Origin of the sequence: Paenibacillus sp. 32352, from assembly GCF_002042965.1 — a bacterium.
GTDB lineage: Bacteria > Bacillota > Bacilli > Paenibacillales > NBRC-103111 > Paenibacillus_S > Paenibacillus_S vulneris.
On sequence record NZ_MZNT01000001.1, the window covers coordinates 577,969 to 602,221 of the forward strand.

At 48.6% G+C, this 24,253-nt stretch carries 25 protein-coding genes and 1 other RNA gene; 12 read left to right on the forward strand and 14 right to left on the reverse strand.

Annotated features, from left to right (window positions below):
* Window positions 1–56: 56 nt before the first annotated feature.
* The gene (locus tag B1728_RS02680; protein ID WP_079908614.1) at window positions 57–1,238 is read right to left on the reverse strand and encodes a putative glycoside hydrolase; all 1,182 of its coding nucleotides are present in this window, start codon (window positions 1,236–1,238) and stop codon (window positions 57–59) included.
* Window positions 1,239–1,368: 130 nt separating this feature from the next.
* Here B1728_RS02680 and B1728_RS02685 point away from each other — a divergent pair, with 130 nt between their 5' ends.
* Entirely contained in the window at window positions 1,369–2,541 is a 1,173-nt protein-coding gene (locus tag B1728_RS02685) for an MFS transporter (protein ID WP_079908615.1), read from the forward strand.
* An 8-nt stretch (window positions 2,542–2,549) separates the two neighbouring features.
* On the opposite strand, the gene tatA is transcribed toward B1728_RS02685, so the two are convergent.
* The 5 genes from tatA to B1728_RS02710 form a co-directional block, all read right to left on the reverse strand.
* Complete coding sequence (tatA, locus tag B1728_RS02690; RefSeq protein WP_079908616.1) at window positions 2,550–2,795, reverse strand: twin-arginine translocase TatA/TatE family subunit; 246 nt, start codon at window positions 2,793–2,795, stop codon at window positions 2,550–2,552.
* A gap of 118 nt (window positions 2,796–2,913) precedes the next feature.
* Window positions 2,914–3,108: a hypothetical protein gene (locus B1728_RS02695; protein ID WP_028547871.1), complete on the reverse strand. Its 195-nt coding sequence runs from the start codon at window positions 3,106–3,108 to the stop codon at window positions 2,914–2,916.
* Window positions 3,109–3,267: 159 nt separating this feature from the next.
* Window positions 3,268–4,092: a YitT family protein gene (locus B1728_RS02700; RefSeq protein ID WP_079908617.1), complete on the reverse strand. Its 825-nt coding sequence runs from the start codon at window positions 4,090–4,092 to the stop codon at window positions 3,268–3,270.
* 151 nt (window positions 4,093–4,243) lie between these two features.
* The gene (locus B1728_RS02705) at window positions 4,244–4,975 is read right to left on the reverse strand and encodes a DUF4247 domain-containing protein (protein WP_079908618.1); all 732 of its coding nucleotides are present in this window, start codon (window positions 4,973–4,975) and stop codon (window positions 4,244–4,246) included.
* Between the two features lie 57 nt (window positions 4,976–5,032).
* Window positions 5,033–5,566: a DUF4178 domain-containing protein gene (locus B1728_RS02710; RefSeq protein ID WP_079908619.1), complete on the reverse strand. Its 534-nt coding sequence runs from the start codon at window positions 5,564–5,566 to the stop codon at window positions 5,033–5,035.
* 276 nt (window positions 5,567–5,842) lie between these two features.
* On the opposite strand from B1728_RS02710, the gene cshA reads away from it, so the two are divergent.
* Window positions 5,843–7,429, forward strand: coding sequence for a degradosome RNA helicase CshA (cshA, locus tag B1728_RS02715; RefSeq protein ID WP_079908620.1), 1,587 nt, complete (start codon window positions 5,843–5,845; stop codon window positions 7,427–7,429).
* A gap of 103 nt (window positions 7,430–7,532) precedes the next feature.
* Here the strand turns inward: cshA and B1728_RS36640 are convergent, their stop codons facing one another.
* Window positions 7,533–7,625, reverse strand: a complete 93-nt coding sequence (locus B1728_RS36640; protein WP_225947869.1) for a YjcZ family sporulation protein — start codon at window positions 7,623–7,625, stop codon at window positions 7,533–7,535.
* Between the two features lie 157 nt (window positions 7,626–7,782).
* Between B1728_RS36640 and B1728_RS02720 the strand changes: the two genes are divergently transcribed.
* The 3 genes from B1728_RS02720 to fsa all read left to right on the forward strand — a co-directional run bounded on the left by B1728_RS02720 (window position 7,783) and on the right by fsa (window position 9,784).
* The gene (locus tag B1728_RS02720; RefSeq protein ID WP_079908621.1) at window positions 7,783–8,658 is read left to right on the forward strand and encodes a YesL family protein; all 876 of its coding nucleotides are present in this window, start codon (window positions 7,783–7,785) and stop codon (window positions 8,656–8,658) included.
* Window positions 8,659–8,735: 77 nt separating this feature from the next.
* Window positions 8,736–8,916: non-coding RNA, 6S RNA (ssrS, locus tag B1728_RS02725), on the forward strand.
* A 211-nt stretch (window positions 8,917–9,127) separates the two neighbouring features.
* Window positions 9,128–9,784 carry a fructose-6-phosphate aldolase gene (gene fsa / locus B1728_RS02730; protein WP_079908622.1) on the forward strand — a complete coding sequence of 219 codons (657 nt, stop codon included), beginning with the start codon at window positions 9,128–9,130 and terminating at the stop codon, window positions 9,782–9,784.
* A 133-nt stretch (window positions 9,785–9,917) separates the two neighbouring features.
* Here the strand turns inward: fsa and xylB are convergent, their stop codons facing one another.
* Complete coding sequence (xylB, locus tag B1728_RS02735; protein WP_079908623.1) at window positions 9,918–11,459, reverse strand: xylulokinase; 1,542 nt, start codon at window positions 11,457–11,459, stop codon at window positions 9,918–9,920.
* A 158-nt stretch (window positions 11,460–11,617) separates the two neighbouring features.
* On the opposite strand from xylB, the gene B1728_RS02740 reads away from it, so the two are divergent.
* Together B1728_RS02740 and B1728_RS02745 are read left to right on the forward strand one after the other, a co-directional pair.
* Entirely contained in the window at window positions 11,618–12,781 is a 1,164-nt protein-coding gene (locus tag B1728_RS02740) for an ROK family transcriptional regulator (RefSeq protein ID WP_144027735.1), read from the forward strand.
* 207 nt (window positions 12,782–12,988) lie between these two features.
* Window positions 12,989–13,378 carry a DUF1499 domain-containing protein gene (locus B1728_RS02745; protein ID WP_079908624.1) on the forward strand — a complete coding sequence of 130 codons (390 nt, stop codon included), beginning with the start codon at window positions 12,989–12,991 and terminating at the stop codon, window positions 13,376–13,378.
* A 94-nt stretch (window positions 13,379–13,472) separates the two neighbouring features.
* Here the strand turns inward: B1728_RS02745 and tpx are convergent, their stop codons facing one another.
* Window positions 13,473–13,991, reverse strand: coding sequence for a thiol peroxidase (gene tpx, locus B1728_RS02750; protein WP_079908625.1), 519 nt, complete (start codon window positions 13,989–13,991; stop codon window positions 13,473–13,475).
* Between the two features lie 101 nt (window positions 13,992–14,092).
* On the opposite strand from tpx, the gene gltC reads away from it, so the two are divergent.
* Window positions 14,093–14,986: a glutamate biosynthesis transcriptional regulator GltC gene (gltC, locus tag B1728_RS02755; RefSeq protein ID WP_079908626.1), complete on the forward strand. Its 894-nt coding sequence runs from the start codon at window positions 14,093–14,095 to the stop codon at window positions 14,984–14,986.
* A 50-nt stretch (window positions 14,987–15,036) separates the two neighbouring features.
* On the opposite strand, the gene B1728_RS02760 is transcribed toward gltC, so the two are convergent.
* Complete coding sequence (locus tag B1728_RS02760) at window positions 15,037–15,723, reverse strand: zinc metallopeptidase (protein ID WP_079908627.1); 687 nt, start codon at window positions 15,721–15,723, stop codon at window positions 15,037–15,039.
* 21 nt (window positions 15,724–15,744) lie between these two features.
* The gene (locus B1728_RS02765) at window positions 15,745–16,176 is read right to left on the reverse strand and encodes a MerR family transcriptional regulator (RefSeq protein ID WP_079908628.1); all 432 of its coding nucleotides are present in this window, start codon (window positions 16,174–16,176) and stop codon (window positions 15,745–15,747) included.
* A 423-nt stretch (window positions 16,177–16,599) separates the two neighbouring features.
* Here B1728_RS02765 and B1728_RS02770 point away from each other — a divergent pair, with 423 nt between their 5' ends.
* Genes B1728_RS02770 through B1728_RS02780 form a run of 3 tightly spaced genes read left to right on the forward strand, consistent with a single transcriptional unit; the run spans window position 16,600 to window position 19,882 of the window.
* A complete protein-coding gene (locus B1728_RS02770) occupies window positions 16,600–17,988 on the forward strand; it encodes an ammonium transporter (RefSeq protein WP_079908629.1) in 1,389 nt (462 codons plus the stop codon).
* A 46-nt stretch (window positions 17,989–18,034) separates the two neighbouring features.
* Entirely contained in the window at window positions 18,035–19,114 is a 1,080-nt protein-coding gene (locus B1728_RS02775) for a DUF294 nucleotidyltransferase-like domain-containing protein (protein ID WP_079908630.1), read from the forward strand.
* Between the two features lie 30 nt (window positions 19,115–19,144).
* Window positions 19,145–19,882: an exonuclease domain-containing protein gene (locus tag B1728_RS02780; protein WP_079908631.1), complete on the forward strand. Its 738-nt coding sequence runs from the start codon at window positions 19,145–19,147 to the stop codon at window positions 19,880–19,882.
* 102 nt (window positions 19,883–19,984) lie between these two features.
* On the opposite strand, the gene B1728_RS02785 is transcribed toward B1728_RS02780, so the two are convergent.
* Together B1728_RS02785 and B1728_RS02790 are read right to left on the reverse strand one after the other, a co-directional pair.
* On the reverse strand, window positions 19,985–20,464 hold the full coding sequence (locus B1728_RS02785; RefSeq protein WP_144027736.1) for a M67 family metallopeptidase: 480 nt from the start codon (window positions 20,462–20,464) through the stop codon (window positions 19,985–19,987).
* A gap of 24 nt (window positions 20,465–20,488) precedes the next feature.
* Window positions 20,489–21,796: an MFS transporter gene (locus tag B1728_RS02790; protein WP_079908633.1), complete on the reverse strand. Its 1,308-nt coding sequence runs from the start codon at window positions 21,794–21,796 to the stop codon at window positions 20,489–20,491.
* A gap of 207 nt (window positions 21,797–22,003) precedes the next feature.
* Here B1728_RS02790 and B1728_RS02795 point away from each other — a divergent pair, with 207 nt between their 5' ends.
* Window positions 22,004–22,537, forward strand: a complete 534-nt coding sequence (locus tag B1728_RS02795; RefSeq protein ID WP_079908634.1) for a TlpA disulfide reductase family protein — start codon at window positions 22,004–22,006, stop codon at window positions 22,535–22,537.
* 63 nt (window positions 22,538–22,600) lie between these two features.
* On the opposite strand, the gene cimA is transcribed toward B1728_RS02795, so the two are convergent.
* Window positions 22,601–24,217 carry a citramalate synthase gene (gene cimA / locus B1728_RS02800; RefSeq protein ID WP_079908635.1) on the reverse strand — a complete coding sequence of 539 codons (1,617 nt, stop codon included), beginning with the start codon at window positions 24,215–24,217 and terminating at the stop codon, window positions 22,601–22,603.
* Between the last annotated feature and the right edge of the window lie 36 nt (window positions 24,218–24,253).

Below are 24,253 nucleotides of genomic sequence, written 5' to 3' on the forward strand. Positions count from 1 at the left end.
AGACCCCGCCGGAGCTGCTCCGTACGGGGTCTTATCATGGGATGACAAAAATAAATTCACTTATAATCTACATTCGCGGTGTACGTATTAACCGCATTCCACAACAAAAACTCGTCTACGCCGTTATCCTTCAAAGCCCTGATTTGCTCTTCAATTTCATGCTTGCCGTATTTGATATAGCCCTGAACCCAGGAGGCGGTGAAATCCTGAATCCACGGTCGGACAATAGGTTGGATGCTGCTGATCGGCTCGAGCTTTTTATGTGTATCCTTGATGGCGCCGTTAATCGTTACATAAGGCTCGGCATCGGGAACCTTGGCGCCGAACCAGCCAGGACCATAGTGGCTTGGATAAATCATCGGGCAGATGACGTCCACATTTTCCGAAATTTTCTCGAAATCTTGTCCGATCCCTTCCGCCGCAGGCACGGAAGCTGCATATCCGAAGATATCCACCGAGACTCTGACACCCAGAGGGGCCAGCTGCTCATGAGCATATTTCACAAATTCGGCTACCGCATCGATTCTTGAACGCTCGTCTTTGTCATATTTTAATGTATCCGCACGTTTCTCAAAGCCTTCCGGGAAGCGGACGTAATCGAACTGGATTTCCTTGAAGCCTGCTTTGGCTGCTTCTTTGGCAATGGCAATATTATAATCCCACACTTCTTTTTTGTACGGATTGACGAAGCTGTCTGGCGTCGCTTTTCCGTTGCCCCAGACGCTTCCGTCCGGATTCAGGAAGGAAAGCTCGGGGTGCTTTTTGGCCAAGACGGTATCCTTGAATACGACAATCCGGGCAATCGGATACACTTGATGCTCCTGCAGCGTGCTTATGAGCTTGGGCATATCGGGAATGATCTTTTGGGTCGTTTCCATCGCCGCCAGCTCGGCGTTGCCGGTATCGTATGTAATGTAGCCCCAGTCGTCCTTAATATCGATAACCATGGAATTAAGCTCGGTATCATCCATTAGCTTCATCAATGTATTGAGCCTGGAACCGCCCGCGCTGTGGGCAGTGACGTATACGCCCTTGACCTTGGGTGCGTCCTTCTGCGGGTCTATCTTGTTAACGGGTCTTAGGTAGCTTCCGTCAGAGCTGTTCGAGCCCGAAGCCTGCTGGACGACGGCATTTTTCGAATCAAGCGAAGCTTGCACCAGCTGTTCGAAGCTGACATCCGGATGATCTGTTTGAACCTGACCCATGACCATCAAGAGCGATGCTAATAATAATTCCATGCTATTCGATCTCTCCTTGCCAGAATGATATGTTTTATTATAATAAAAGAGTCAGTAGGTTCATAGAGAACTTTGACGCATTTTGTAGAAATGTGTGTTTCATTATATTACCCAAAAGAGGACCGGTGCTATGAAAAAACAAATATGGACCCTGCGTGGACTTCTTTTCTCTTATTACGCAACTACAGCGGTTCTAATGCCTTTTCTTCCTATTTATTTCGGACTTAGGGGCTATTCTTCATCGCAAATCGGTTTATTGATGATGTTCGGACCGTTCGTAGCCATATTCGCACAGCCTCTTTGGGGATATTTAAGCGATCGCTATAATACATCGAAGCTGATTATTGGCATTCTGTGGCTGCTTACGTTTCTGTCTAGCGCAGGAATTTTTTATACGAACAGCTATATGTGGGCGTTTCTTTTTATGCTGCTTCTTTATTTCTTCATGCTGTCCTCGGTACCGCTGCTGGATAGTCTGACCATCAAGGCGACGATACAGGCGGGACTTACCTATGGATCGGTGAGGATGTGGGGATCAATGGGGTATACGCTGACGGCGATGACGGCGGGTCTTGCGCTTATCGCTATGGGCGGAGTTCTGCACATCCCTTGGCTCTATTGGTCACTCTGGATTCTTCCGTTTGCTCTGCTCTATTTCTTGAAGGATGATAAGGGCAGCGGCCAGCGGATTTCATTAAGCGCGTTGTCGAGTGTGCTTCAGAACCGGCTGTTTTTATGGTTTCTGTTTCTTGTCTTTATCTTGATGGTGCCGCATCGGATGAATGACGGGCTGTTTGTGCTTTATTTAAAGGATTTGGGTGCCAGCGATTCGATGGCAGGATGGGCTTGGGCGCTTGCCGCGCTGAGTGAAATCCCTACATTCGCTCTATTTGGAAGAATCATGCACCGGTTTCACGAGCTGGCGATCCTTGGCATTGTAGCTGTACTGTATACCGTTCGCTGGATACTGTATGCTTGGATTACGGATCCGAATCTATTGATTTGGTTTCAAATGTCGCACTCCGTTACGTTTGCCGTCTTTTGGATCGTTGCGGTGCAGTATGCCGTTCGGCTGGTTCCGGAATCGATGCGGTCTACGGGTCAAGCCATGCTGTCGGCGGTCTTTCTGGGCCTTGCCGGCATTACAGGAGGATTTGTAGGCGGATATATTAAGGATGAGTGGGGAGGGCACGCCATGTACAGCTTTGGAGCCGTATTGACGGCTGCTGCTGCCGTTCTTATCCTGGGGACGCATGCTTACTTGCTCAGGCAAAAAAAATCATCCGGCCTTGATGGCGGATGAGAGGTTGATTATTTGTTGGTTTGATGGTTTGCGTTATCGTGCTGTTGATGAGCTTCGGCAGCCGATACGAGTTCTTTCTTTGGTGCAGGGGATTCTTCGGTAGAACCTGAGTTGCCGTTGCCTGTTGTAGCGTCTTTAAACTCGCGGAACATCTTGCCGAAACCGCGTCCGAGCTCGGGTAATTTGTTCGGACCGAACAGCAGCAAAGCAACGAGAGCGATTAGTATGATATGCCATGGTGAGAGTGCGCCCATGCGATCAACCTCCGTTTTATAGTCTTGAATCTATCATACCATTATTTAAGGTATTTATATGTATAAATTATTACGAAAACATAAATTTTTTCGGCTAAAGTCGAAAATAAAGACGCCCTCAGTGGAGCAAGGCGTCTTTTTGATGTTCGGAAATGCTGTATTGAATAATTTCCATTGCATCCTCCGCTTCCAACGCTTCAAGCCCGTTACGCAGTACAATCTCAAAATCGAGTTCGGACCGCTTCAGGAAAGGATACAACTCGGGAGTCAATCTCATCACAATCGTCGATAACTTTACTGTTTCCACAAGCATCACCCTTTCTCATCATCTGGTGGAGAAGAATAGGCAAAACTTCCGTGAGCAGAACAGGTAAAGCATGAGGATGGAGTGAAATTACTGACCTCATTATAACATATTTTATGATAAAAGGTATGGGATATGTTTCTAATAATTTCTTTAGACGATCTTGATCTAACCTCGTCTGAACTGCCCCATGATGGAGATGGTTTCCACTATGTTGACGAAGGCGTCGGGTGCCGCTCTGCGGATCAGATGCTGCAATTCGACGAGCTCGTATCTTGTCGTTACGGTCATAAGCATGTGCTGCTGATGCTTGGTATAAGCGCCTTCGGTGCTCAGGACCGTCACACCCCGCTGGATCTTCATCAGCTGCTCAAGCAGCGCGTCTTTATTGCGGGTCACGATGAATACGGTCACCTTCAAATGCCGGGTATGGATCGTATCGATAATTTTGCCGCTAATGAAGATGGAGAGCATGGAGTATAAGGCCAGGTCCCAATTTTCCTTGAGATAGCCGAGAGTGACTATGACGATTCCATTCAAAACGAACAGAGAGGTCCCTAACGGGAAATCCCGTTTTTGCGTAATGATGGAGCCGATAATGTCGAACCCGCCGGTGGAGCCTCCCACCCGCATGCAGATGCCTGCGCCTATCCCGACTAGAACCCCTCCGGTCACAGCTGCCAGTATCTCGTCTTGAGCAAAAGCATGCTTAGGAATGATGTTCATGAGCCAGGAGGTGACAATGACAGAGACGACGCTCAGAATAATGAATTTACGCCCGATCTTCAGCAAACCCCATATAATGACAGGAAGGTTGCTGATAAAATATAGCATTGCGATATTCCAGCCGGTCAAGTATCCGACAATCATGGAAATGCCGGAAATGCCGCCGCTTAGCAGCTGATGCGGAATAAGAAACGAGTTGAAGCCGATGGAAACCAGTACCGAGCCGATAATCGTTACTATGATAGAACGGGCCCAATGATAAACCATAGAAGGTGCCTCCATAATGTCATTGTACATCTATATACAGTATGGAGCTTGTTTCCTGATTTCAATCATGAGCGGTACATAACGGGAACCATATACGCAAGAAATAGCCCTGCGGCAGCGAAGGACTTTCGCCAGCAGGGCTGGGTACGGCTTATTTTCTTTTGAATGAACCCGATCGGGTGCTTGTGCTTGGCGAAGATTTCGAGCTGGAGCTAGGAGCTTTGTAGGTTGGGCTCGAACCGTCGTTCTTGCGAATATTGCTGCTTGAGCTGCTACTTCCTGAGGAGGAAGGAGGCGTTGTCGCTTTCGAACCGGTGCTGAAGCTTCCTTTCCGCTCGGTGGTCGACGGCGCCGTCGTGCTGCTTCCGGATTTGGATGTCGACGAATTGGGCGAAGCCTGATTTTTGCCGTAATCGTCATACCGCTGCGTACCCGTATATCCGCGATAATCGCTGCTTCCCCGGCTGCTGTTGAACCAGCCGCCCCCGAACAAGGACTGCAGCAAGGAGGCCGCTACATAGCCTTGAAGGAAGGAGGAGTCATAATTTTGCTTGGCATACTCGATGGAATCCAGCTCTACCAAGGTGTTGCTTGCGTTGTTAGGATCCTTCTGCAGGTTGATGATTTTATTATCGTATACAAGGAACATTTGATCCGCCGATTCCTTGCTCGTTTCCTTCGGCTTTTCGTTGCCCGCGATTTCCTTCGCTACGGTAGGAACGTCCTTGCCTTCGACGGAATAAATTTTGGCCGTGCTTTTACCCTGGCCCTGAACGTCAATTAAGGAGTAATTGTCTTTAATATAATTGCCTGCGTTGCCGCATGCCGTAAGAAGGGCAAAGACCAGCAGCATGGCAAGCCACTTGAACGATCGCTTTTTCATCGCAGTATCACCTCCATACAAAGATGCGAGCGAATCTTGGGCGGCAGCAGGTCAAGATTAACGGCTGCCTTTGATGAACTTGATTTGTCCCACCGGCGTCTTGCTTCCCTCCATCGCGATAAACTTGCCGTCCTGCCATTGAAGGAAGAAGTATCGTCCGTCCGGTCCGAAATAGCGCCAGATCATGAGCTCGTCATTGCCGCGGAAATCCGTATGTCCGTCCGCCCGAACCATGTCGCTGCGATGGTTTTCCAGCTGGAACGTAGCTTCGCCGTCAAGATCGAGCTCGGTCGGCACGTCATGAGGGCTGTCCAGCGAGCCTTCAACAAATTGGCAGAGGAAGCATTCGTAGGTGCGACCCTTTTCGACCAGCAGGCAGGCGAAGGAGTTGCCGTTCTGCAAGTAATAGGCGTACCGGTGAGGCGGAAACCCTCTATCAAAATAAGTAAGCTTTCCCGAGACCACATATTCCTCGAGATCCACGTTTATAATATCTCCGACCTGGGTTTCTTCAACAGGATTTGAGGCCTTAACAGGAGGCTCTTCTTTGTTGCTTTTAATGATGTTACCCACTCTTTTCCAAATCGACATAGCCATTTCCCCTTTACGATATATCATAAAAAGATGATCTTCTTGAGACTATTATACATATTATATACGATCAAGCGGAACTTAAGGTTTCACCGTGAAATTTCTGGAATATCATTTCCGTTTGTGGTATAATACTAAAGATATTCTTAAGTACGGCCTTGCGTATTTAAATTCGAATGCTTCGGACGCATTTTGCAGATACAATATAAGGATATAGGAGTCGCACTTAAGGGTAAAAATAACAAAGAACCCTACATTAAAAGGAGATTAGATCATTTGAAAACTTTTGCAGAATTCGGCTTAGAGCCAAAGGTACTTCGAGCCATTACAGAGATGGGTTTTGAAGAATCCACACCAATCCAGGAAAAAGCTATTCCCATCGCAATGGATAACCGCGACCTGATCGGGCAAGCACAAACCGGTACAGGAAAAACCGCTGCCTTCGGAATTCCGTTGGTTAACAAAATCGATGTGAAGGAAGAAAAAATCGTCGCTTTGATCATGTGCCCTACCCGCGAATTGGCCATTCAGGTGGCTGAGGAGATCGAGAAGCTTGGAAGATTCAAGGGGATCCGTTCCCTTCCGATCTACGGCGGTCAAGATATCGTGAAGCAAATTCGCGCATTGAAAAAGAGACCACAAATCATTATCGGTACTCCAGGCCGTTTGCTTGATCATATCAACCGCAAAACCATCAAGCTGGACGACGTGCAAACCGTTATTTTGGACGAGGCGGACGAAATGCTGGATATGGGCTTCATGGAGGACATTCAATCCATCCTGAAGTTGGTTCCGGAAGAACGTCATACCATGCTGTTCTCCGCAACGATGCCGGTCAACATTCAAAAGCTGGCTCACCAGTTCCTGAACAACCCGGAGCATGTATCCGTCATTCCTAAGCAAGTTAGCGCACCTCTGATCGATCAGTCGTACATTGAGCTGCACGAAAGACAAAAATTCGAGGCTCTGTGCCGCCTGATTGATATGGAAGCTCCAGATCTTGCGATTATTTTCGGACGTACGAAGCGTCGTGTCGACGAGCTGTCCGAAGCGCTGCAAAAACGCGGCTATACGGCAGAAGGTCTGCATGGTGATTTGTCCCAGAATCAGCGTGACAATGTCATGCGCAAATTCCGTGACGGAAGCATCGACGTGCTGGTAGCAACGGACGTGGCAGCCCGGGGCTTGGACGTTTCCGGCGTAACCCATGTTATTAACTTCGATTTGCCTCAGGATCCTGAGAGCTACGTTCACCGCATCGGCCGTACCGGCCGCGCTGGTAAGGAAGGCGCAGCGTATACGTTCGTAACGCCAAGAGAAATCGATCACTTGTACTTTATCGAGAAGATCACTCGCCATAAAATTACAAGAAAACCGATGCCTAGTCTGGCGGAAGCGATCGAAGGCAAACAAAAAATTACAGCCGAGCGCATCCTTGAAGTGCTTCAAAAGGATGACCACAATGAATATAAAGGCTTGGCGATTCAATTGTTGGAGCAGCATGACTCCGTTCATCTGCTTGCCTCCGCATTGAAGCTGCTGACAGGCGATAAGAAGGAAATCGAGATCGAATTGACTCCGGAAGAGCCGCTGCGCGCTAAGAAAAGAAGACCAGACGTACGCAGCTCCGGCCGCAGACCATCCGGTCCTTACGGAACAGCCGGCGGTGCACGCCGCGGCGACGGCAGATCGTATGACCGCGACCGTTCCGGTTACTCTTCGAAACCTCGCAGAGACGGCGGCGGAAGAGACTACTCCCGCGATAACCGCGGAGGACGCTCCGAGGGCCGTGAATATAATCGCGACCGCGGGTTTAACCGTTCTACTTCTTCCCGTTCCAACGAGGAATTGGTTAAAAATTAATGAAAAAGGTGGAGCTTTCTTTATGAAAGCCCACCTTTTTTTTGATGCAAACGGATTGGAAATGCATATCGGGATGGTTCTCGCGGGAACCCTCGAAGCCATCTTAAAAGAAGCAGCCTTGAAGAATGATAACAAGCAGGATAAACAGGACAAGGATGATGCCGGTTGAGGTCCATACATTTGCTCCAACGGACATGGTTGCCAACCTCCTTTACTTGTGTGAATGCCGGGTGCTACTATAGCATATGACTATAGACGAAAACCGCATAGACAGCTACCTAGTTGATGAAAAATAGGCTATAATATAGCTTATATAGATATCAGCACATGTAGATCGCTAAGGAGGGCTTATATTGGAGTTTAGAGGGTTAATGGGGGGATTTTACCGTATATCGGAATGGATCATGCGGTTATCCGTTATAAATGTGTTATGGGCGCTTTGCTCGCTGCCGGTTTTTATCGTAGGGCTGATGGGCCTCATGTCGCTCCAGATTGACGAAACCTTTTCGCAATTTTATTTCTTCCTTCTGATACTCGGCGTTTTGTCACCGTTTACACTTTTTCCTGCAACTGCGGCCATGTTTTCGGTTGCCCGCAAGTGGCTGACCGGTGAAGAAGATGTGCCGTTGTTCAAAACCTTTTTCCGCGGATATAAGGAAAACTATAAGCAAGCCATGCTGGGCGGTCTTATCTATTTGGTGTTCGGGATCGTTATCGGTGTCAATTTATATTTCTACAACACGAGGCCAGGTAATTTAAGTCTGTTGAAATATTTGATCTTGATGCTGACCGTGCTGCTTACGGTATCGCTGTTTCATTTTTTCTCCATCTTATCCCATCTTCATATGAAGCTGCTTCAAATAATTAAAAATGCGGTGCTGATCTCGATTGGACATCCTGTCCGCTCGATTTCAATGCTGGTATTAAATGGAGTTGTCATTTATTTCAGCTTCGCCAAATTTACGTTCCTGATCCCGTTCTTCATGGGCAGCATTGTTGCCGTTATTTCGTTCTGGCACTTTAACCATATCTTCGGCCGGCTGCAGGAGAAGCAGCAGGAGTTGGCCGAGAAGGAATCGGAGGCGCAAGCCGCCAGTGACGAGCAAACAGCGCTTGAATCCGGTACGGATCAAGCAGAGGCAGACCATGCAGAGAAGAAGGAACCGTCCTCAGCTGCGGCAATGAATCAACAGGATGATGGCGGGCATACTAAACCTGACAAACCATAGAAATTTTGCTATGGCAGCAAGTTCTTCTTGTTCAAGGTTTACATTCCGTCGAGAAGATCATATAATGAATGTACAACAAAATCCTGCGATGTTCGTTTCGGTTTTAAGTTGTTTTGAACCAATGACTGTTTCTTGGGAGTCCTACATTGTAGCGTTGCTGACATGCCCCCGAAAAGGGACCTCAAACACGCTTCTGCGGACACCCACCTGCGAGAGCGGGTTTGAAACGCTAAATCGGACGGCATATGCGGGTTTTTTGCTGTAATTTCGCTGCTTTAATTCATAGTCTGTATTGAAGCAAGTGCCAAAAGCGTTCCTGTTGAATTCGTTTATCATTTCATGCTATGTCTACGACCTGCATCTTTTGAATTCAGGAGATAGGGGACAAGCTCTTTGGTATCTTACCTTCATTGCATTAAAGCGGTGTAGAAACAGATTGAAGGAAAAGATATGAAAGGGTGACTAGGTTTTGAAACTGTTTATCGACACAGCCAATGTGGAAGAAATTCGCAAAGCAAATGATCTGGGAGTCATTGCGGGGGTTACAACCAATCCTTCTCTTATCGCTAAAGAGGGCAGAGACTTCTTCGAAACGGTTAAGGAAATTGTTTCCATCGTAGGAAATGTTCCTATCAGTGCCGAAGTAATTAGTCTTGAAGCTAAAGAAATGGTTGAGCAAGGACGCAAGCTGGCCGCATTGGGCGAAGGCATCGTTGTTAAAGTGCCAATGACGGAAGAGGGCTTGAAAGCAACCAAGATTTTCACGCAAGAGGGCATTAAAACCAACGTAACCCTGATTTTCAGCTCTACTCAAGCATTGCTTGCAGCACGTGCAGGAGCAACTTATGTGTCTCCGTTCATCGGCCGTTTGGACGATATCAACCAAGTGGGTATGAACCTGATTAGAGAAATCAGCGAAATTTTCAAAGTACACAATATTTCCTCGGAAATTATCGCGGCTAGCGTTCGTCATTCCGCTCACGTGATTGAAGCAGCTTTGGCAGGTTCGGATATTGCAACCGTTCCTTATAAAGTCATTCAGTCCATGGCCAAGCATCCTTTGACAGATGCAGGAATTGAACGTTTCCTCGCCGACTGGGAAGGCGCGAAATTAAGCCAGTTCTAATTTCGGTACATATAAAAAAGCCTGTTCAGCTAACTGAACAGGCTTTTTTAATTTCATAGGGTATCCCGCAATTATCTTGATATCGGTCAGCCTAGAGGCCAACGCCACACTTAGCAACGCCCCGGCCTTGCCATTACCCTTCCGAAGAGGAGGAGGCCAGATCCGTTAATTGATGCAATGTCGATTTGAGAGTGGGGTACAACGTACGGAATACTTCATAGTATTTCTCGTACTGTGCTTGATTCTCAGGCTTTGGTTCTACCCGGTCGACAACTTGTATCCATTGCTCGCATAAATCGCTTATATCCCGTTGTAGAACGCCTGAAGCGGCCATGACTGCGGCACCATAGGCAGGGCCGTCCGTCGAATTGACGGTGACGACAGGATAACCGAAAATGTCGGCGATCATTTGTCTCCAGAACAAGCTGCGAGCACCGCCGCCATTGACGCGCAATTCTTTGATTTCAATGCCGGAGGCCTTAATGAGCTCCAGCGAATCGCGCAGGCCGAAGGTGATTCCTTCAAGAACGGCGCGGGTAAGGTGAGCTTTGCCATGACGCAGGTTCAGGCCGATAAAGCCGCCGCGAGCCTTAGGATCGGGATGAGGCGTACGCTCACCGGTTAAATAAGGCATGAACAGCAGCCCTTCGCTTCCGAGCGGAGCCGATGCTGCAAGCTCTGTCAGCAGCTCATACACATCGCGGCCTTCTGCCGCGGCTTGTTTTTGCTCCTCCTGTGCAAGGTGGTTCTTCCACCATTGGAACGACCCTCCGGCCGCGAGCATGACGCCCATGCGATGCCATTTGCCGGGAACGCCATGGCAGAAGGAATGCAGCCTGCGCTGTTCGTCGGCTTGATAGGAGTCGTCATGTACGAAGACGACACCCGAGGTGCCCAGAGCGACGGAGGCGATGCCTTGCTTCACAACGCCGACGCCCACCGCGCCGCAGGCCTGGTCGCCGCCTCCGGCGACAACAGGCGTACCGGGTGCAAGGCCGGTACGTTCAGCCGCAGCCGATGTCAGTCGGCCTGCAATATCATTGCTCTCATAGAGCGGAGGCAGCCATTCCATAGGAATGCCGAGCCCTTCCACCACTTCCGTTGACCAGCGGCGGTTAGCCACATCCAGCAATAAAGTCCCGCTCGCGTCGGCCATATCCATGCCGAACTCTCCCGTAAGCTGCAGCCGTACATAATCCTTCGGCAGTATCAAATGTGCTGTCCGCCGGTAATGTTCCGGCTCCTCATCACGAAGCCAGATGACCTTCGGAGCTGTAAAGCCGGTCAAAGCCTTGTTGCCTGTAAGCCTTCCGAGCTCCTCCGAGCCAATCGTTTGTTCGATCCATTCGCATTGTGCAGCTGTCCGCTGGTCACACCAGAGCAGGGCAGGGCGGACCACCTTCCGCTCGCTGTCGAGGAAGACTGAGCCGTGCATTTGTCCGGACAGCCCAATGCCCGCCACGTCTTGACCGCTTATAGCCGCCTTGTCCAATAGTGCACGTATGCAGTCGGCCGTTCCCTGCCACCAATCCTCCGGATGCTGCTCCGCCCAGCCAGGCTGCGGCTGAAGAAGCGGATATTCCACGCTGTGACTTGCCTTTACCTTACCTTGATCATCCACTAAAATACATTTAACAGCGGATGTCCCCAAATCGATACCAAGAAAATAGGTCATGATCTTCACCTCAAGCATAAATTAACTTTGTTTATTAAATAAACAAATGCGTGATATAATATATTCGCAGGCAAATTGAAAATTCCTGCTGACTTTTGGTACCTGGTTATATAAAATAAATTTTGCTAGCGGTTAAAGGAAACGGATGGTGGAAAGCAGTGAAGCGTGGGACAATGTCAGGGGATAGCTCCCTGTTAAAATCGATCAATAAATCAACTTTGCTCAAGTTAATCAAACTACATGCACCTATCTCCCGGGCGGAGCTTGCCAAGCGAACCAAGCTGACCCGGGCAACGGTATCGGCTCTTGTAGAAGAGCTGATGAGCGAGCATTGGGTAGTTGAAACGGGGATCGGAGAATCCAGCGGCGGCCGCAAGCCCATGATGCTGGAGATTCACCATAAGGCAGGCCACATTATTGGCGTCGATCTTCGGTCGACCAACATGCTCGTTCTGGTTACGGATATGTGCGGAGCCGTGATACGCAAAACATGGTATCCCTACGAGCAAGGAGAAAGCGCAGAGGGGACGTTGCGGCAGCTGTTGTCGATCCTGAGGCAGGAGCGTGCGGCTCTGCCTGCTAGTCCACTCGGCTTGCTTGGCGTCGGGATAGGTATTCACGGCTTCGTGGAATATCCGTCCAGCCGCATCTTATTCGTGCCGCATACAGGCTGGAAAAAGCTGAATTGGAAGGACGCGATCGAGGAACAGCTGGGTATACCGGTCATCATTGATAATGAAGCGAACCTGGCCGCTCTGGGCGAATTGGAATTCGGCGCTGCTGCGGATTGCTCCAATATGCTGTATTTAAGCGTCGCCGGAGGGATCGGGGCAGGCCTTGTACTGCAAGGCGAATTATTCAGAGGCAATAACGGCTATGCCGGGGAAATCGGGCACACGACGATGGAATTGAACGGACGCCCCTGCTCCTGCGGCAATCGGGGATGTTGGGAGACATATGCATCCGAGAGAGCGATTGCGAATGATTTGCATGTCGAATATGCTCCGGGATTTACCGAACGGATATTGGACAGGCTGAATAAAGGAGATGCCGAGGCAATCGCGGTGGTTCGTAAAGCAGGTCTGCATTTGGGGGTCGGTATCGGGAATATGATGCATACCCTAAACCCGCAAATGATCGTTATAGGTAACGCCATGGGACAATACGCCCCTTGGATCAACGAGAGCATTCATGAGTCCTTGGATTCGAGATTCTCTTATTTAAGCTCGTTCAGCGTCCGTGTGGCCTACTCCCGGCTGGGAGAGGATTGCTGTGCTTTGGGTGCGGTTTCCGCTGTCATTCGCGAGAAAATGATCGGTTAGAAGCTACCCTTTTGAACGTCCAAAAGGATCTGGTTCTCCAAGTACAATAAAGGCATTTTTTGTCATCCAGCTGTAATATTTCTTCATCTGTTTATCATAAAGATGTCAAAAATGTGAAATAACTCTTTCTCAATCCATCAAACAATGATATGATAAAAGACAGTGTAAACCGGATTTTGTATTGTACTTCAATGAGGAGGGAAGGCTTTGTTAAAGCGCACCTTAATCGGCCTTATTCGCAGCCACGAAACAACAGGGGAAAGAGCGAAAGATCCGGCTTTGAAAACCCGATACTATAAACTTTCGATGGATCAGGTTTGGGATGAAGTCACCAATATGTTTAAGAAAATGAACGGCTACAAGCTGCTTCATGAGGTGAAGAATGTCGGGGAGATCGTTGTAGAGAAAAAGACGATCACAGGTCGTACGCAAGATATTACGTTAACCTTATTTGCTATTAATCCGGTAAAATCGGCTGTGGATATTTATTCAGCATCCAGGGGCTCGTTAGGTGATCTTGGTTCGAATTATCGGACTATCCTTGAGATATACAGACAATTGGATAAGCGGCTTGCTGCTTATAAAGTTGACAAGTAGTAGCGAATTTCTTACAGAACAGGCAGCAAACATAAAAACAGCGGGAGAAGCTGGGCTTCTCTCGCTGTTTTTTCTTGGGCAGCTGTATGTATGATTACACTAACTTCTTAACAGCTTCCACTGCTGCTTCATAGTTAGGATGCTCGGTCATTTCGCCCAAGTACTCTACGTATTGAACGGTGTCGTTAGCATCGATAACGAAGATGGATCTCATCAGCAATTGAATTTCTTTGATCAATACGCCATAAGCTTCGCCGAAGGATTTGTTCTTGTAGTCGGACAAAGTAACGACTTTGTCGATGCCTGCAGCACCGCACCAGCGGGATTGAGCGAACGGAAGGTCAACGCTGACTGTCAGCACCACTACGTTATCGCCAAGCTTAGCTGCTTCTTCGTTGAAACGGCGGGTTTGCGCGTCGCATACACCGGTATCCAAGGAAGGAACTACGCTGATCAGCTTCACTTTGCCTGCATAGTCAGCCAAAGATACTTGCTCCATCAGGTTTTTGTTTACTTTAAAATCAGGAGCTTTGTCTCCTACCTTGATTTCTGGACCTACTAAAGTAATCGGATTGCCTTTAAACGTTGCTACTCCGGTACGTTCTTGTGCCATGGAAATGGGCCTCCTTAAATACAATGAGAATGATTGGTATTTAACCTTCATTTATTATAAACTTTTTATTAGGAACTTGTCCAATCGGAAGGAGAACCGTTGTGGAACTTAGACAGCTGCAATATTTTGTGAAGGTAGCCCGAAAACAGCATGTGACCCAAGCGGCCGAGGAGCTGCATGTGGCCCAATCGGCGGTGAGCCGCCAAATCCATCAACTAGAAGAGGAGCTCGGTGTGTCCTTGTTCGTTCAGAAGGGCCGCAATTTGCAGCTGACTCCAGTCGGCAAATTATTTTTAAGCCGGGCGGAAGCGGTATTGACCGAATTGGAAAGAGCGGTTATTGAGGTCCGCGAATTTCTCGATCCGGAGGTAGGGGAAATTCGGATCGGGTTTCCTCATAGTCTGGGCATTTATCTGCTTCCGACCGTCGTCGCGAACTTTCGCCAGTCCCATCCGAACGTCAAATTCAAGCTGCGTCAAGGCACATATAACAGTCTGATCCGCGATGTGAAGAACGGGGAGATAGACCTGGCCTTTATTTCGCCTCTGCCGAACAGAAATGAGCATGTCAGCGGAGAACTGCTGCTTCAGGAGGAAATGTACGCTATCGTCCCCCAAGGCCATGTACTGGCCGATTATAACGTGATCCGATTGGAGCAGCTGAAGGATGAGGCGTTCGTTATGTTCAGCGAGGAATACTCGCTTCGGAATATCGTACTGGAAGCCTGTGCCAAAGCGGGTTTTGTACCCCGGATAGGATTTGAAGGCGAGGAAACGGACACGATACGCGGCTTGGTTGCTGCGGGAATGGGGGTCAGTCTCCTGCCGGAAATGGCATTGACCGAAATCAGCCAGCTGCAGCCTGCCAAGGTAAGGGTCATTGAGCCGCAGGTTACACGCAGCGTAGGGCTGATTCATAGGGCGGGGGAGAAGCTGCCGCTCGTAGCTGAGGTATTTCAACAATATTTACTTGAATTTTTTAATTGCAAAAAATAAAGAGAAAATGAAAAACGCCGCAGAAGCGGCGTTTTGTTGTTTGTATGCGATTAGTCGTTGTTGCGGTTGGTGAAGATCATAATGTACTTCACGAGCTCAAGGAGAGAGATCAGTGCAGCGGCTACGTAGGTGAGCGCCGCAGCATTCAGCACCTTGGCCACTCCGCGCTCTTCATCGTTCGTAATGAAGCCTTCAGCGACCATCAAGTCTCTGGCGCGGTTACTTGCGTTAAACTCTACAGGCAGCGTCACCAGTTGGAACGCAACGGCCGCGGAGAAGAAAATAATACCGAGTCCGAGCAAGAAGCTGAATTGCTGGAAGATCAATCCCGCGATAATGAGCAGCGGAGACACGCCGGAAGCGAAGTTCACGACCGGGAACATATTGTGCCGGAGCGTAAGCATCGGATAGGACACTTTATGCTGGATGGCATGACCGACTTCGTGACAAGCAACGGAAATGGCTGCGATCGAATTCTCATAGTACACAGGCTCGGATAAGCGCACAACCCGATGAATCGGATCGTAATGGTCGCTCAAGGCGCCTTGTACAGGCTCGATCGGCACATCGTACAATCCGTTGGCGTCGAGCATGCGGCGGGCCGCTTCATACCCCGTCATCCCGGAATAAGTAGGTACTTCCGCCCATTTGTTGAATGTGCTTTTGACTCGGAATTGAGCCCAGAGAGAAAGCAGAAAAGCGATGATGATCAAAAAATCCATCGGGTGAAAAAACATGGCAGCAGACCTCCTTACAAATTAGGAAAAGGGGCTTTTACCCAATAGCAACAGCAAGGCTTCGATACACGCAGCTGTATGCGGTGTGAGCATCTTGTTGAAATATTTCAGCTGGGACGGCTTAAGCTTGTCAAGAATCGGACTGATCTCCTGCACTTCCTTCTGCAGCTGCTGCAGGTGAAGCTGGATATTCGTCAATTTATCGGTAACGATCTCATCGTGACTTACTTTGGTCCACAACTTTAAGCTCGCCTTGATTTCCTCTAAGGTATACTTTTCCCTTTTCATATTTTCAATACGTTTGAGTCGCGTTAAAGTTTCATCGCTATACAAACGATAATTAGTATCTGAACGTTTCTCCGGCTCAATGAGTCCTAGCTTCGTATAATAGTCAATCGTTCTAGGACTGACATTGGTCAAACGGGCCAGCTCACCGATTTTATACAGCTTCATATCCCCATGGATATCCCCTCCTATATAGAATCTTATTAATTAGTATGTATGTATATCTGATGCTCTTTAGTATTTATGATAACTGATATCAAACCATACAGTCAAACGTTATGCTTTTGCATAACGCCTTATGCTTTTTCGTGCAGCTGACGAAGGTAAGGCACCGAGCCTTGAAGGAGGGAAATTATATTATAAAAGCATTAGCTCGTACTCATTTGTCATAAAATATAACATTGAAATAAGAAAAACACTAGTAATTATGTTGTAAAACCGAATTATGCGTATTTTATGTAAGGTTATTTTTCGTTTTTTACCGTTTTTTTAGGAAAAATCTATTGTCAAAACAAAATACGCTGTATATAATGACATTAAGATTTTCAATTCATGTTATATAAATTAACATTAAAGAGGAAGTGGTTAACCATGTTTAAGAAGTTGCTTGTTTCAACAGGTGTCCTATCTATGCTGGTACCTACTATGGCTTTTGCTGCAGATGATAAAACACCGGCACAGCTCGCAAGCGCCATCGACTCTGTATGGGTGATGCTGGCAGCGATCTTGGTTATTTTCATGCAAGCGGGGTTCGCACTTCTGGAAGCTGGGTCCACTCGAATGAAAAATGCCGGCCATGTTGCCGGGAAAACCATTCTTACCTTTGGTATATGCGCAATAGCCTTCTGGGCTATCGGTTTCGGCTTTGCCTTTGGTGACGGCAACAGCTTTATAGGGACGGGGGGCTTCTTCCTGGATGGAACTCAAGAACAAGCGACAGCATCCATAAGCCTTTTTGCAGAATCTCCTATTCCTATCGGTATCTTGTTCTTGTTTCAGCTTGCTTTTTGCGGCGTTTCCCTTGCCATCGCTTGGGGCGGCTTTGCGGAGCGCGGTAAGCTTCCGGTGTACTTCATCTTCGGGATTTTGTTCACGGTATTGATTTATCCGGTAGTAGCTCACTGGGTATGGGGCGGCGGCTGGCTGGGTCAACTGGGCATGCAGGATTTTGCCGGTTCGACTGTTGTTCATTTGCAAGGTGCGACAGCAGCGCTGGTAGCTACTCTTTTGCTTAAACCCCGCATTGGCAAATACAATAAAGACAGAACTCCAAATTTGATTCCGGGGCATAACCAAGTATTATCCGTACTCGGCGTTATCATTCTTTGGATCGGCTGGTTCGGATTTAATGCAGGCTCGACTCTGAGTGCAACGGGCGACGGATTCTTCGGCTATGTGGCCTTAACAACGAATCTGGCGGCGGCAGCCGGTGCGGTAGCGGCTATGGTGGTATCCTGGATGTACTTCGGCAAGGCGGACATTCCAAGCATGTTGAACGGGGTTCTTGCGGCTCTGGTTGCCATCACGGCAGCATGCGCTTTTGTAACTCCACGCGACGCCATCATTATCGGGGCTTTGGCAGGCATCATTACCTTCTTCACGGCACAATGGTTTGAAAAAGCAGGCATTGACGATCCGATTTATGCCTTCTCGGTGCACGGGATCGCAGGAATTTGGGGGACACTGTCCACGGGCATATTTGCAACACCGGAATTGGCTGAGAAAGTGGGAGTCGGTAAAGCCGGGCTTCTGTATGGCGGAGGCGTGGAGCAGCTGGGAGTTCAAGCATTGGGGGTATTCGGAGCGTTTATCTTTGTTCTTATTCTATCCTTTATAATTCTGGCTATTATAAAAGCTACCGTCGGTCTGCGTGTTACCGAAGAAGAAGAAATTATCGGTCTCGATTTGTCGGAGCACGGAACCTACGGTTATCCGGAGCAAATGAAGAAATCGGCAGCGGGCGGTGCCCACACAGTTTAGATAGTTTTAGAGAGACAATAATTCGACAGGCTGAAGGAGATGCTGCATGGAGCTGAACTCAATGGAAATGATTCGAACGGCAATTCAATCGGCAGGCTGCACCGGGCAGCTGCGTCTATTGCGGGATCAATTGCATGAGGAATTTGAGCGGCGTCTCCTTCACGCCTATTCCTTGGATTGGAATCGGGAGTTAAACCGGATTCACGATATGATGATTGCCCGGGTTGTGCAAATAGCCGAGGAAACGATGCTGCAGGAGGAGGGGGCCGCGGTGCCTGTCCCTTATGCCTTTTGTCTCTTCGGCAGCGGAGGGCGTGGAGAGCAGACGCTCTGGAGCGATCAGGACAACGGATTGATCTATGCAGATCCTGCGGATTCGGAAGAGATGGAGAAAGCCAAGACGTATTTCGCAGAACTGGCACAGCGGAGTAGTCAGATGCTGCTGGAGCTGGGCTACCCGCCCTGCTCGGGCGGCGTGATCTGCACCAATGACAGATGGCGTAAATCATGGAGCGGCTATCGCTCGATGCTCTTCGAATGGCTTCAAGATCCTCATTGGGAACACATGAGATATCTGCTTATTATGGCGGATATGCGTGCGATATATGGCGATGGGGAATTAGTCCGGCGCCTTATACAGGAAGTAACGAGCTATGTGGAACGGAATCCCATTATCCTGGAGCATTTGCTTCATAATACGCTTCATCACAAAATATCGCTGGGCCTATTCGGCCAACTCATTAAAGAGAGATATGGAGAAGATGCCGGAGGAGTGGATATCAAATACGGCGCTTACATCCCCATTGTAAATGGTATTCGCCTTCTTGCCATCGAAGCGGGCTTGAGCGAGACGTCCACGGAAGGGCGTATAACGAAGCTGCTGGAGGCAGGGGCTGTTGAAGAGGAGATTGCCCAAGACTGGCTGGAGGCTTTGGCCATCGCGTTGAAATTCCGCTCCCTGACCCCTTTCCAAGTGGAGAATGGAAGCTATACGACGAGAGGGAAGCTTCCGGCTGATAGGCTGACCAAAGAACGCACGAGTGAATTGAAGCTGTGCCTGCGGATTGGGAATGATCTCCAGAAATACGTGAAAAAAGCTGTGCATAAAGAGATAGAGCAAGGTTAGAAGCACGCTAAACTTAAGAGGTGATATCACGTGAAAGACATGAGACCTGCGGGGCGGATGTGGCATCTCTATAAAATGGGCGGTCTCACCCCTGCGCTTACCTCCATGTTTGATGCGCATAGCGCCCAGCAGATGGCTTTCATTCGATCCATTATGAAGGAGCAAAGGAAAAACTCCTTATACGATATCCCCCTGGAGACGGTGGAACTGGTTGTTTTCGACTTGGAAACGACCGGTTTTTCGCCGTATAACGGGGATGAGATCATTTCGTTCGGAGCCGTAGCGGTTAGAGGCGATTCGGTGTTGGAGGAGGAAACCTTCTACAGTCTTGTTAACCCCAAACGGCCAATACCCGATCATATCGTGGAGCTGACGGGAATATCGAATGAAATGGCCGGCAAGGCTCAGGATTTGATCGGAGGGCTTCGCGCGTTTCTCGAGTTTGTGCAGCAAAAGCTGCTGGTTGCCCATGGAACGGGGCATGACAAGCATTTTTTGAATGCGGCCTTATGGAAAACGTCCAAAGTCAATCTATCGCACCGGATGCTGGATACTATGATGCTTGCCAAATGGCTGCACCCGAAGCTGCAGCAGTATGATCTGGATACACTGCTGGAGCTGTACGGCATTGAAGTGACGAACAGGCACCATGCACTAGAGGATGCTAAAATGACGGCTCGCTTATGGGGAGGGCTGCTGCAAGAAATTCGCTCCAAAGGGATTCACAATTTGGGAGATCTGTACTCCCGGCTTAGCCATCAACATTAAAACCTTCAGCACAGTCGGGTGCCGAAGGTTTTTTTGACTTTGTTAAAGATTTCACAAGACTTTCCAGCTTCAAACTGCTGAGGCACTTTTTATAGCAGGTTCTCATAGAGTAGTCCGCCAGTTCACAGGAAGAGCATGAATCGTTTGCTCGTCCGTCTGTACAAATCGGTAGGCTCGGATATCAGGACCATCCAGACGAACCAGGGAGACAATCCAATGGGTCGGAATTTGCTTCCATGAGGTCTGCATATCTTCATCGGATGGAACGGCGGCAGCCATAGGATGGGAATGCAGAATGCCTACAACGGTTCCTTTATTTCCTTCAGCAGGGGCAGGGTATATATATGGAAGCATTGCGGCCGGATCCATGGAAAAATGCCGCAAAGGATCATGCGAAGCATTAGCGATAGGAGCAAAGCCGTCAACAAAGATCCCCACATCGGTTTCAACTCCTAGAAGGAATCCGCATGCCTCATAAGGATGCTGACAGATACAGTAACTCAATATCTCAGTCCTAATCTTATCAGGAAGCAGGATAGTATAAGACAATGACATCATCCTTTTACATTCAGATGATGTCATTATAGCTTGCCGGTTCTTCAGCAATCAACCGATATTCCCTTGCGGCTTAATGAGGAAAAAAACGAGCCCTAGTGTAATGAGTGAAAGGGCAGTAACGGATATAAACACCGTTTGATGTGATATATCCATCATCCAGCTGAACAGCGGCGGACCGAACGCTACCCCCAAAAATCGCAGGCTGTTATAGATGGAGGTGATCATGCCGCGCTCTTCCTTTTGAACGGATCCGGTGATCATTGTATTCAGACATGGAAGCAGCAGCCCTGTACCGATACTGCTTACTGTGAGAAGACCTATCAAGAAATAGATGTTTTTTCCGAGGAAGAAAATACATGCACCCAAGGATAAAGTCATCAAAACCATCCCTATATTCATCAGCCATCTCATCAGTGTTCCGTTTTTCTTAATATTAGCGCCCGTTGTATAAGAGGTCACGACCATGCCTAATAGCGGAATGGCCAGCACTAACCCCTTCATAACGCCTTTGACATTATACGGCGCATCCTCCAGTATGTCCGACAAATAAAACAAGACGCCGAACAAAATAAACAATGCTAATGATCCGGAGAAAAAAGCGGTAATGAGCCAGCGGCCTTTTTGCTTAAGGATGGAGCCGATTTTTTGCAAATAGGGCTTTAGCTTTGGCGGGGCCTGTTCTTTTTTGGGCTCCTTCAGGAAAAACATGACGGATAGCAGTGATAGCAGACAAAACACAGGAAATGCAAAAAATGCCGCATACCAGACGATAAGCGCTAAGAGCGAGCCCAGAATAGGACTCACTACCTTGCCTATCCCGTTAGACGCCTCGGTAAGACCAAGCACCTTGCTTTCGGTCGCACCCTTGTATAAGTCTCCTGCCAGTGCCATCGCAATGGCTGCCGTTCCTGCGGCCCCGAGTCCCTGAATCGCTCTTGCGATGATGACAATCCAATACGATTTCCAAACAGCGCCAAAGCCGGCCAGCACTCCTGCAGCACCATAAATAATTAAAGAAGGGATCATAATGCCTTTGCGGGAAAAACGGTCGGACAAATAGCCTGAAATCGGAATGATGATCCCCGCGGTGACGGAAAACAGGGTGATAACCAAGCTGCTCTGGAATTTGCTGATTCCAAGCTGCTCCTGCATTTGCGGCAGAATCGGAACTAGCATCGAGTTGCCCAGAACCAGCACAAGCGGGACGGAAGCGATAGCGATAAATTCCCATATGGAGCCTTTGGAGCCCCCGGCTTTTTTATTTGACGCTGTATTGCCGGACGTCTCCGTTTGCTCCGGGGAAATATCACTTTCGAACGTGATGTTCAATAATTTTTTCGATTTGGTCTTTTGCATCTGCAGAAATTCTCCTCTTCAGCTGCTTATTTAACGTAATCCTAATGTACCCTTCCTTCAGGCTCAACATTCTTCATTCATATGCCAAGGAAGGGGGAACTAAAAAAGCTCCTTTCTGGGTACAATAGATGAAATGAAAGATAATCGTATGGACCTGTACAACGGAAGATGGCTTCCTAGAGGTTGCTTAATAAGGAGTGCGCGCTCATGAAACGAAATGTTCCTGCTGTATGCATCGCATTATGCCTGGTCGTATTGGCGGCTTACCAGACGCTGCTGAATCCGGGGCTGGAAGCGGAAGCCGCTCCCTTCAGGGAAATGAAATACAATCAGCCTGTCCCGTCCTTTACGCTTCAGGGGCTCGATGGGAAAACGTATCGGGTAGGAGGGCAAAGGGACAAGCCCTTGATGATTAACTTCTGGGCTTCCTGGTGCGGTCCTTGTAAGGAAGAAGCCCCTGATCTGGCGAAAGTGTACGAGAAATATAAGGATAAATTCGACCTGTATGCAGTCAATGTAACGAGAGAGGACCGAATGGCTGATGTCCAAAGCTTCGTCAAACGGAATGGCTTTACGTTCCCCGTGCTGCTGGATAAAGAGGGGACAACGGCGGAGCTATACCGCATACTGTTCGTTCCGACGAGCTTCCTGATCGATAAGCAGGGGGTACTTCGCGAGGTTATCCATGTGCTGCCTCCGGAGCAGCTGGAGCAAAGAATTCAGTCATTGATTCAAGGATAAAAAAAGCTGTCTTCAACGCAGGTCACAGTACCATGCGTTAAGACAGCTTTTCTGTTGAATTGATCAATGATTCACGATGCCTACGCGTTCCTTAAGATCTTCGGAATGCGCCAGCGCCGTTTTGCCGATGAGAGCATAGCGGATACTGTCTACGAGAGCGTCCCAGCTCGCTTCGATTACGTTATCCGACACTCCGACGGTGTTCCACGAATTATTGAAGTCGGTGGATTCGATCAACACACGAACTTTAGCGGCTGTCGTATCCTTCTCATCGAGGACACGAACCTTATAATCGCTTAAATGAACGCTGTTCAGAGTAGGATAATACTGCTGGAGACATTTGCGAAGGGCGTTGTCCAGTGCGTTCACTGGACCGTTGCCTTCGGCCGCGTTGTATACGGTCTCTCCGTTCACTCTAAGCTTAACGATAGCTTCGGTGACTACAGGGTGGTTAGCGGATTTGACTACCATAATCTTGAAGGATTCCAATGTAAAGGCTTCTTCCAGCTTGCCATACGCGTTGCGGATCAGCAGCTCCAAGGTTGCGTCGGCTCCTTCGAATTGGAAGCCCTGATGCTCCATGTCCTTGATTTGCTCTATTAACTGCTTCGTTTGTTGATTGCTGGTATCGAAATCAAGTCCCAGCTCCTGCGCCTTGAATACCAGGTTGCTTTGTCCGGCCAGCTCGGATACGAGAACTCGCTGCTTGTTTCCGACAAGCTCGGGGGCGATATGCTCGTAAGTGCTGGAATTACGAAGGATCGCAGACACGTGAATGCCGCCTTTATGAGCAAACGCAGCCGACCCGACGTAAGGCTGGTTGATGGGCAGATGCATATTAGCGATTTCGCTCACGTAACGCGCTACGGTAGTCAGACTCTCCAGCTGTTCGCTGCTGATACATTGATAGTTCAGCTTAAGCTGCAGGTTCGGGATAATAGAGACCAGGTTCGCATTCCCGCATCTTTCGCCGAAGCCGTTGATCGTACCTTGAACCTGCGTGGCGCCTGCCATTACGGCTGCCAGGCTGTTCGCAACGCCAAGCTCGCAGTCGTTATGAGCATGAATACCTACCGGGCAGGAGACGGTTTGCTTAACCACCGTTACAATGTCCGTAATCTCATGAGGCAGGGAGCCTCCGTTCGTATCGCACAGAACGATCCAGTCCGCACCTGCTTCCTCTGCCTTCTTGATCGTCTGCAGCGCATACTCGGAGTTGTTTTTGTAGCCGTCGAAGAAATGCTCCGCATCATAGATGACTTCCAGTCCGTTGCTTTTTAAATATTTGACGGAATCATAGATCATGGCCAGGTTTTCTTCCAAAGTCGTCTGGATCGCTTGATGAACGTGGAAATCCCACGATTTGCCGAATATCGTAGCAACAGGCACCCCGACCTCCAGAATGCGGTTGAGGTTCACATCGTTCTCTGCGAGAGTATCTTTGCGGCGAGTGCTGCCGAACGCAGTAATTTTGGCATTTTTCAGATCCAATTCCTTGACGCGGTTGAAAAATTCAATATCTTTATTGTTGCTTCCGGGCCAGCCGCCTTCGATATAATGAACGCCAAGAGAATCCAGCTTACGGGCAATTTTCATTTTGTCCTCGACAGATAAGCTTATACCTTCGCCTTGGGTACCGTCTCTTAATGTGGTGTCGAAAATTTTTACGGGATTAGCCATGGATTGTCCTCCTGATCATACTGAACTACTCTAAAC

What these genes read in the sequence shown, in the direction of transcription:
- B1728_RS02760 (WP_079908627.1), bottom strand. Translation starts at nt 15,723, where the DNA reads ATGTTTTTTCACCCGATGGATTTTTTGATCATCATCGCTTTTCTGCTT.
- B1728_RS02775 (WP_079908630.1), top strand. Translation starts at nt 18,035, where the DNA reads ATGGAGCTGAACTCAATGGAAATGATTCGAACGGCAATTCAATCGGCA.
- xylB (WP_079908623.1), bottom strand. Translation starts at nt 11,459, where the DNA reads ATGACCTATTTTCTTGGTATCGATTTGGGGACATCCGCTGTTAAATGT.
- B1728_RS02710 (WP_079908619.1), bottom strand. Translation starts at nt 5,566, where the DNA reads ATGTCGATTTGGAAAAGAGTGGGTAACATCATTAAAAGCAACAAAGAA.
- B1728_RS02770 (WP_079908629.1), top strand. Translation starts at nt 16,600, where the DNA reads ATGTTTAAGAAGTTGCTTGTTTCAACAGGTGTCCTATCTATGCTGGTA.
- B1728_RS02785 (WP_144027736.1), bottom strand. Translation starts at nt 20,464, where the DNA reads ATGACATCATCTGAATGTAAAAGGATGATGTCATTGTCTTATACTATC.
- B1728_RS02680 (WP_079908614.1), bottom strand. Translation starts at nt 1,238, where the DNA reads ATGGAATTATTATTAGCATCGCTCTTGATGGTCATGGGTCAGGTTCAA.
- B1728_RS02705 (WP_079908618.1), bottom strand. Translation starts at nt 4,975, where the DNA reads ATGAAAAAGCGATCGTTCAAGTGGCTTGCCATGCTGCTGGTCTTTGCC.
- B1728_RS02685 (WP_079908615.1), top strand. Translation starts at nt 1,369, where the DNA reads ATGAAAAAACAAATATGGACCCTGCGTGGACTTCTTTTCTCTTATTAC.
- B1728_RS02700 (WP_079908617.1), bottom strand. Translation starts at nt 4,092, where the DNA reads ATGGTTTATCATTGGGCCCGTTCTATCATAGTAACGATTATCGGCTCG.
- cimA (WP_079908635.1), bottom strand. Translation starts at nt 24,217, where the DNA reads ATGGCTAATCCCGTAAAAATTTTCGACACCACATTAAGAGACGGTACC.
- B1728_RS02795 (WP_079908634.1), top strand. Translation starts at nt 22,004, where the DNA reads ATGAAACGAAATGTTCCTGCTGTATGCATCGCATTATGCCTGGTCGTA.
- tpx (WP_079908625.1), bottom strand. Translation starts at nt 13,991, where the DNA reads ATGGCACAAGAACGTACCGGAGTAGCAACGTTTAAAGGCAATCCGATT.
- B1728_RS02695 (WP_028547871.1), bottom strand. Translation starts at nt 3,108, where the DNA reads ATGCTTGTGGAAACAGTAAAGTTATCGACGATTGTGATGAGATTGACT.
- B1728_RS02790 (WP_079908633.1), bottom strand. Translation starts at nt 21,796, where the DNA reads ATGCAAAAGACCAAATCGAAAAAATTATTGAACATCACGTTCGAAAGT.
- tatA (WP_079908616.1), bottom strand. Translation starts at nt 2,795, where the DNA reads ATGGGCGCACTCTCACCATGGCATATCATACTAATCGCTCTCGTTGCT.
- B1728_RS02765 (WP_079908628.1), bottom strand. Translation starts at nt 16,176, where the DNA reads ATGAAGCTGTATAAAATCGGTGAGCTGGCCCGTTTGACCAATGTCAGT.
- B1728_RS36640 (WP_225947869.1), bottom strand. Translation starts at nt 7,625, where the DNA reads ATGTCCGTTGGAGCAAATGTATGGACCTCAACCGGCATCATCCTTGTC.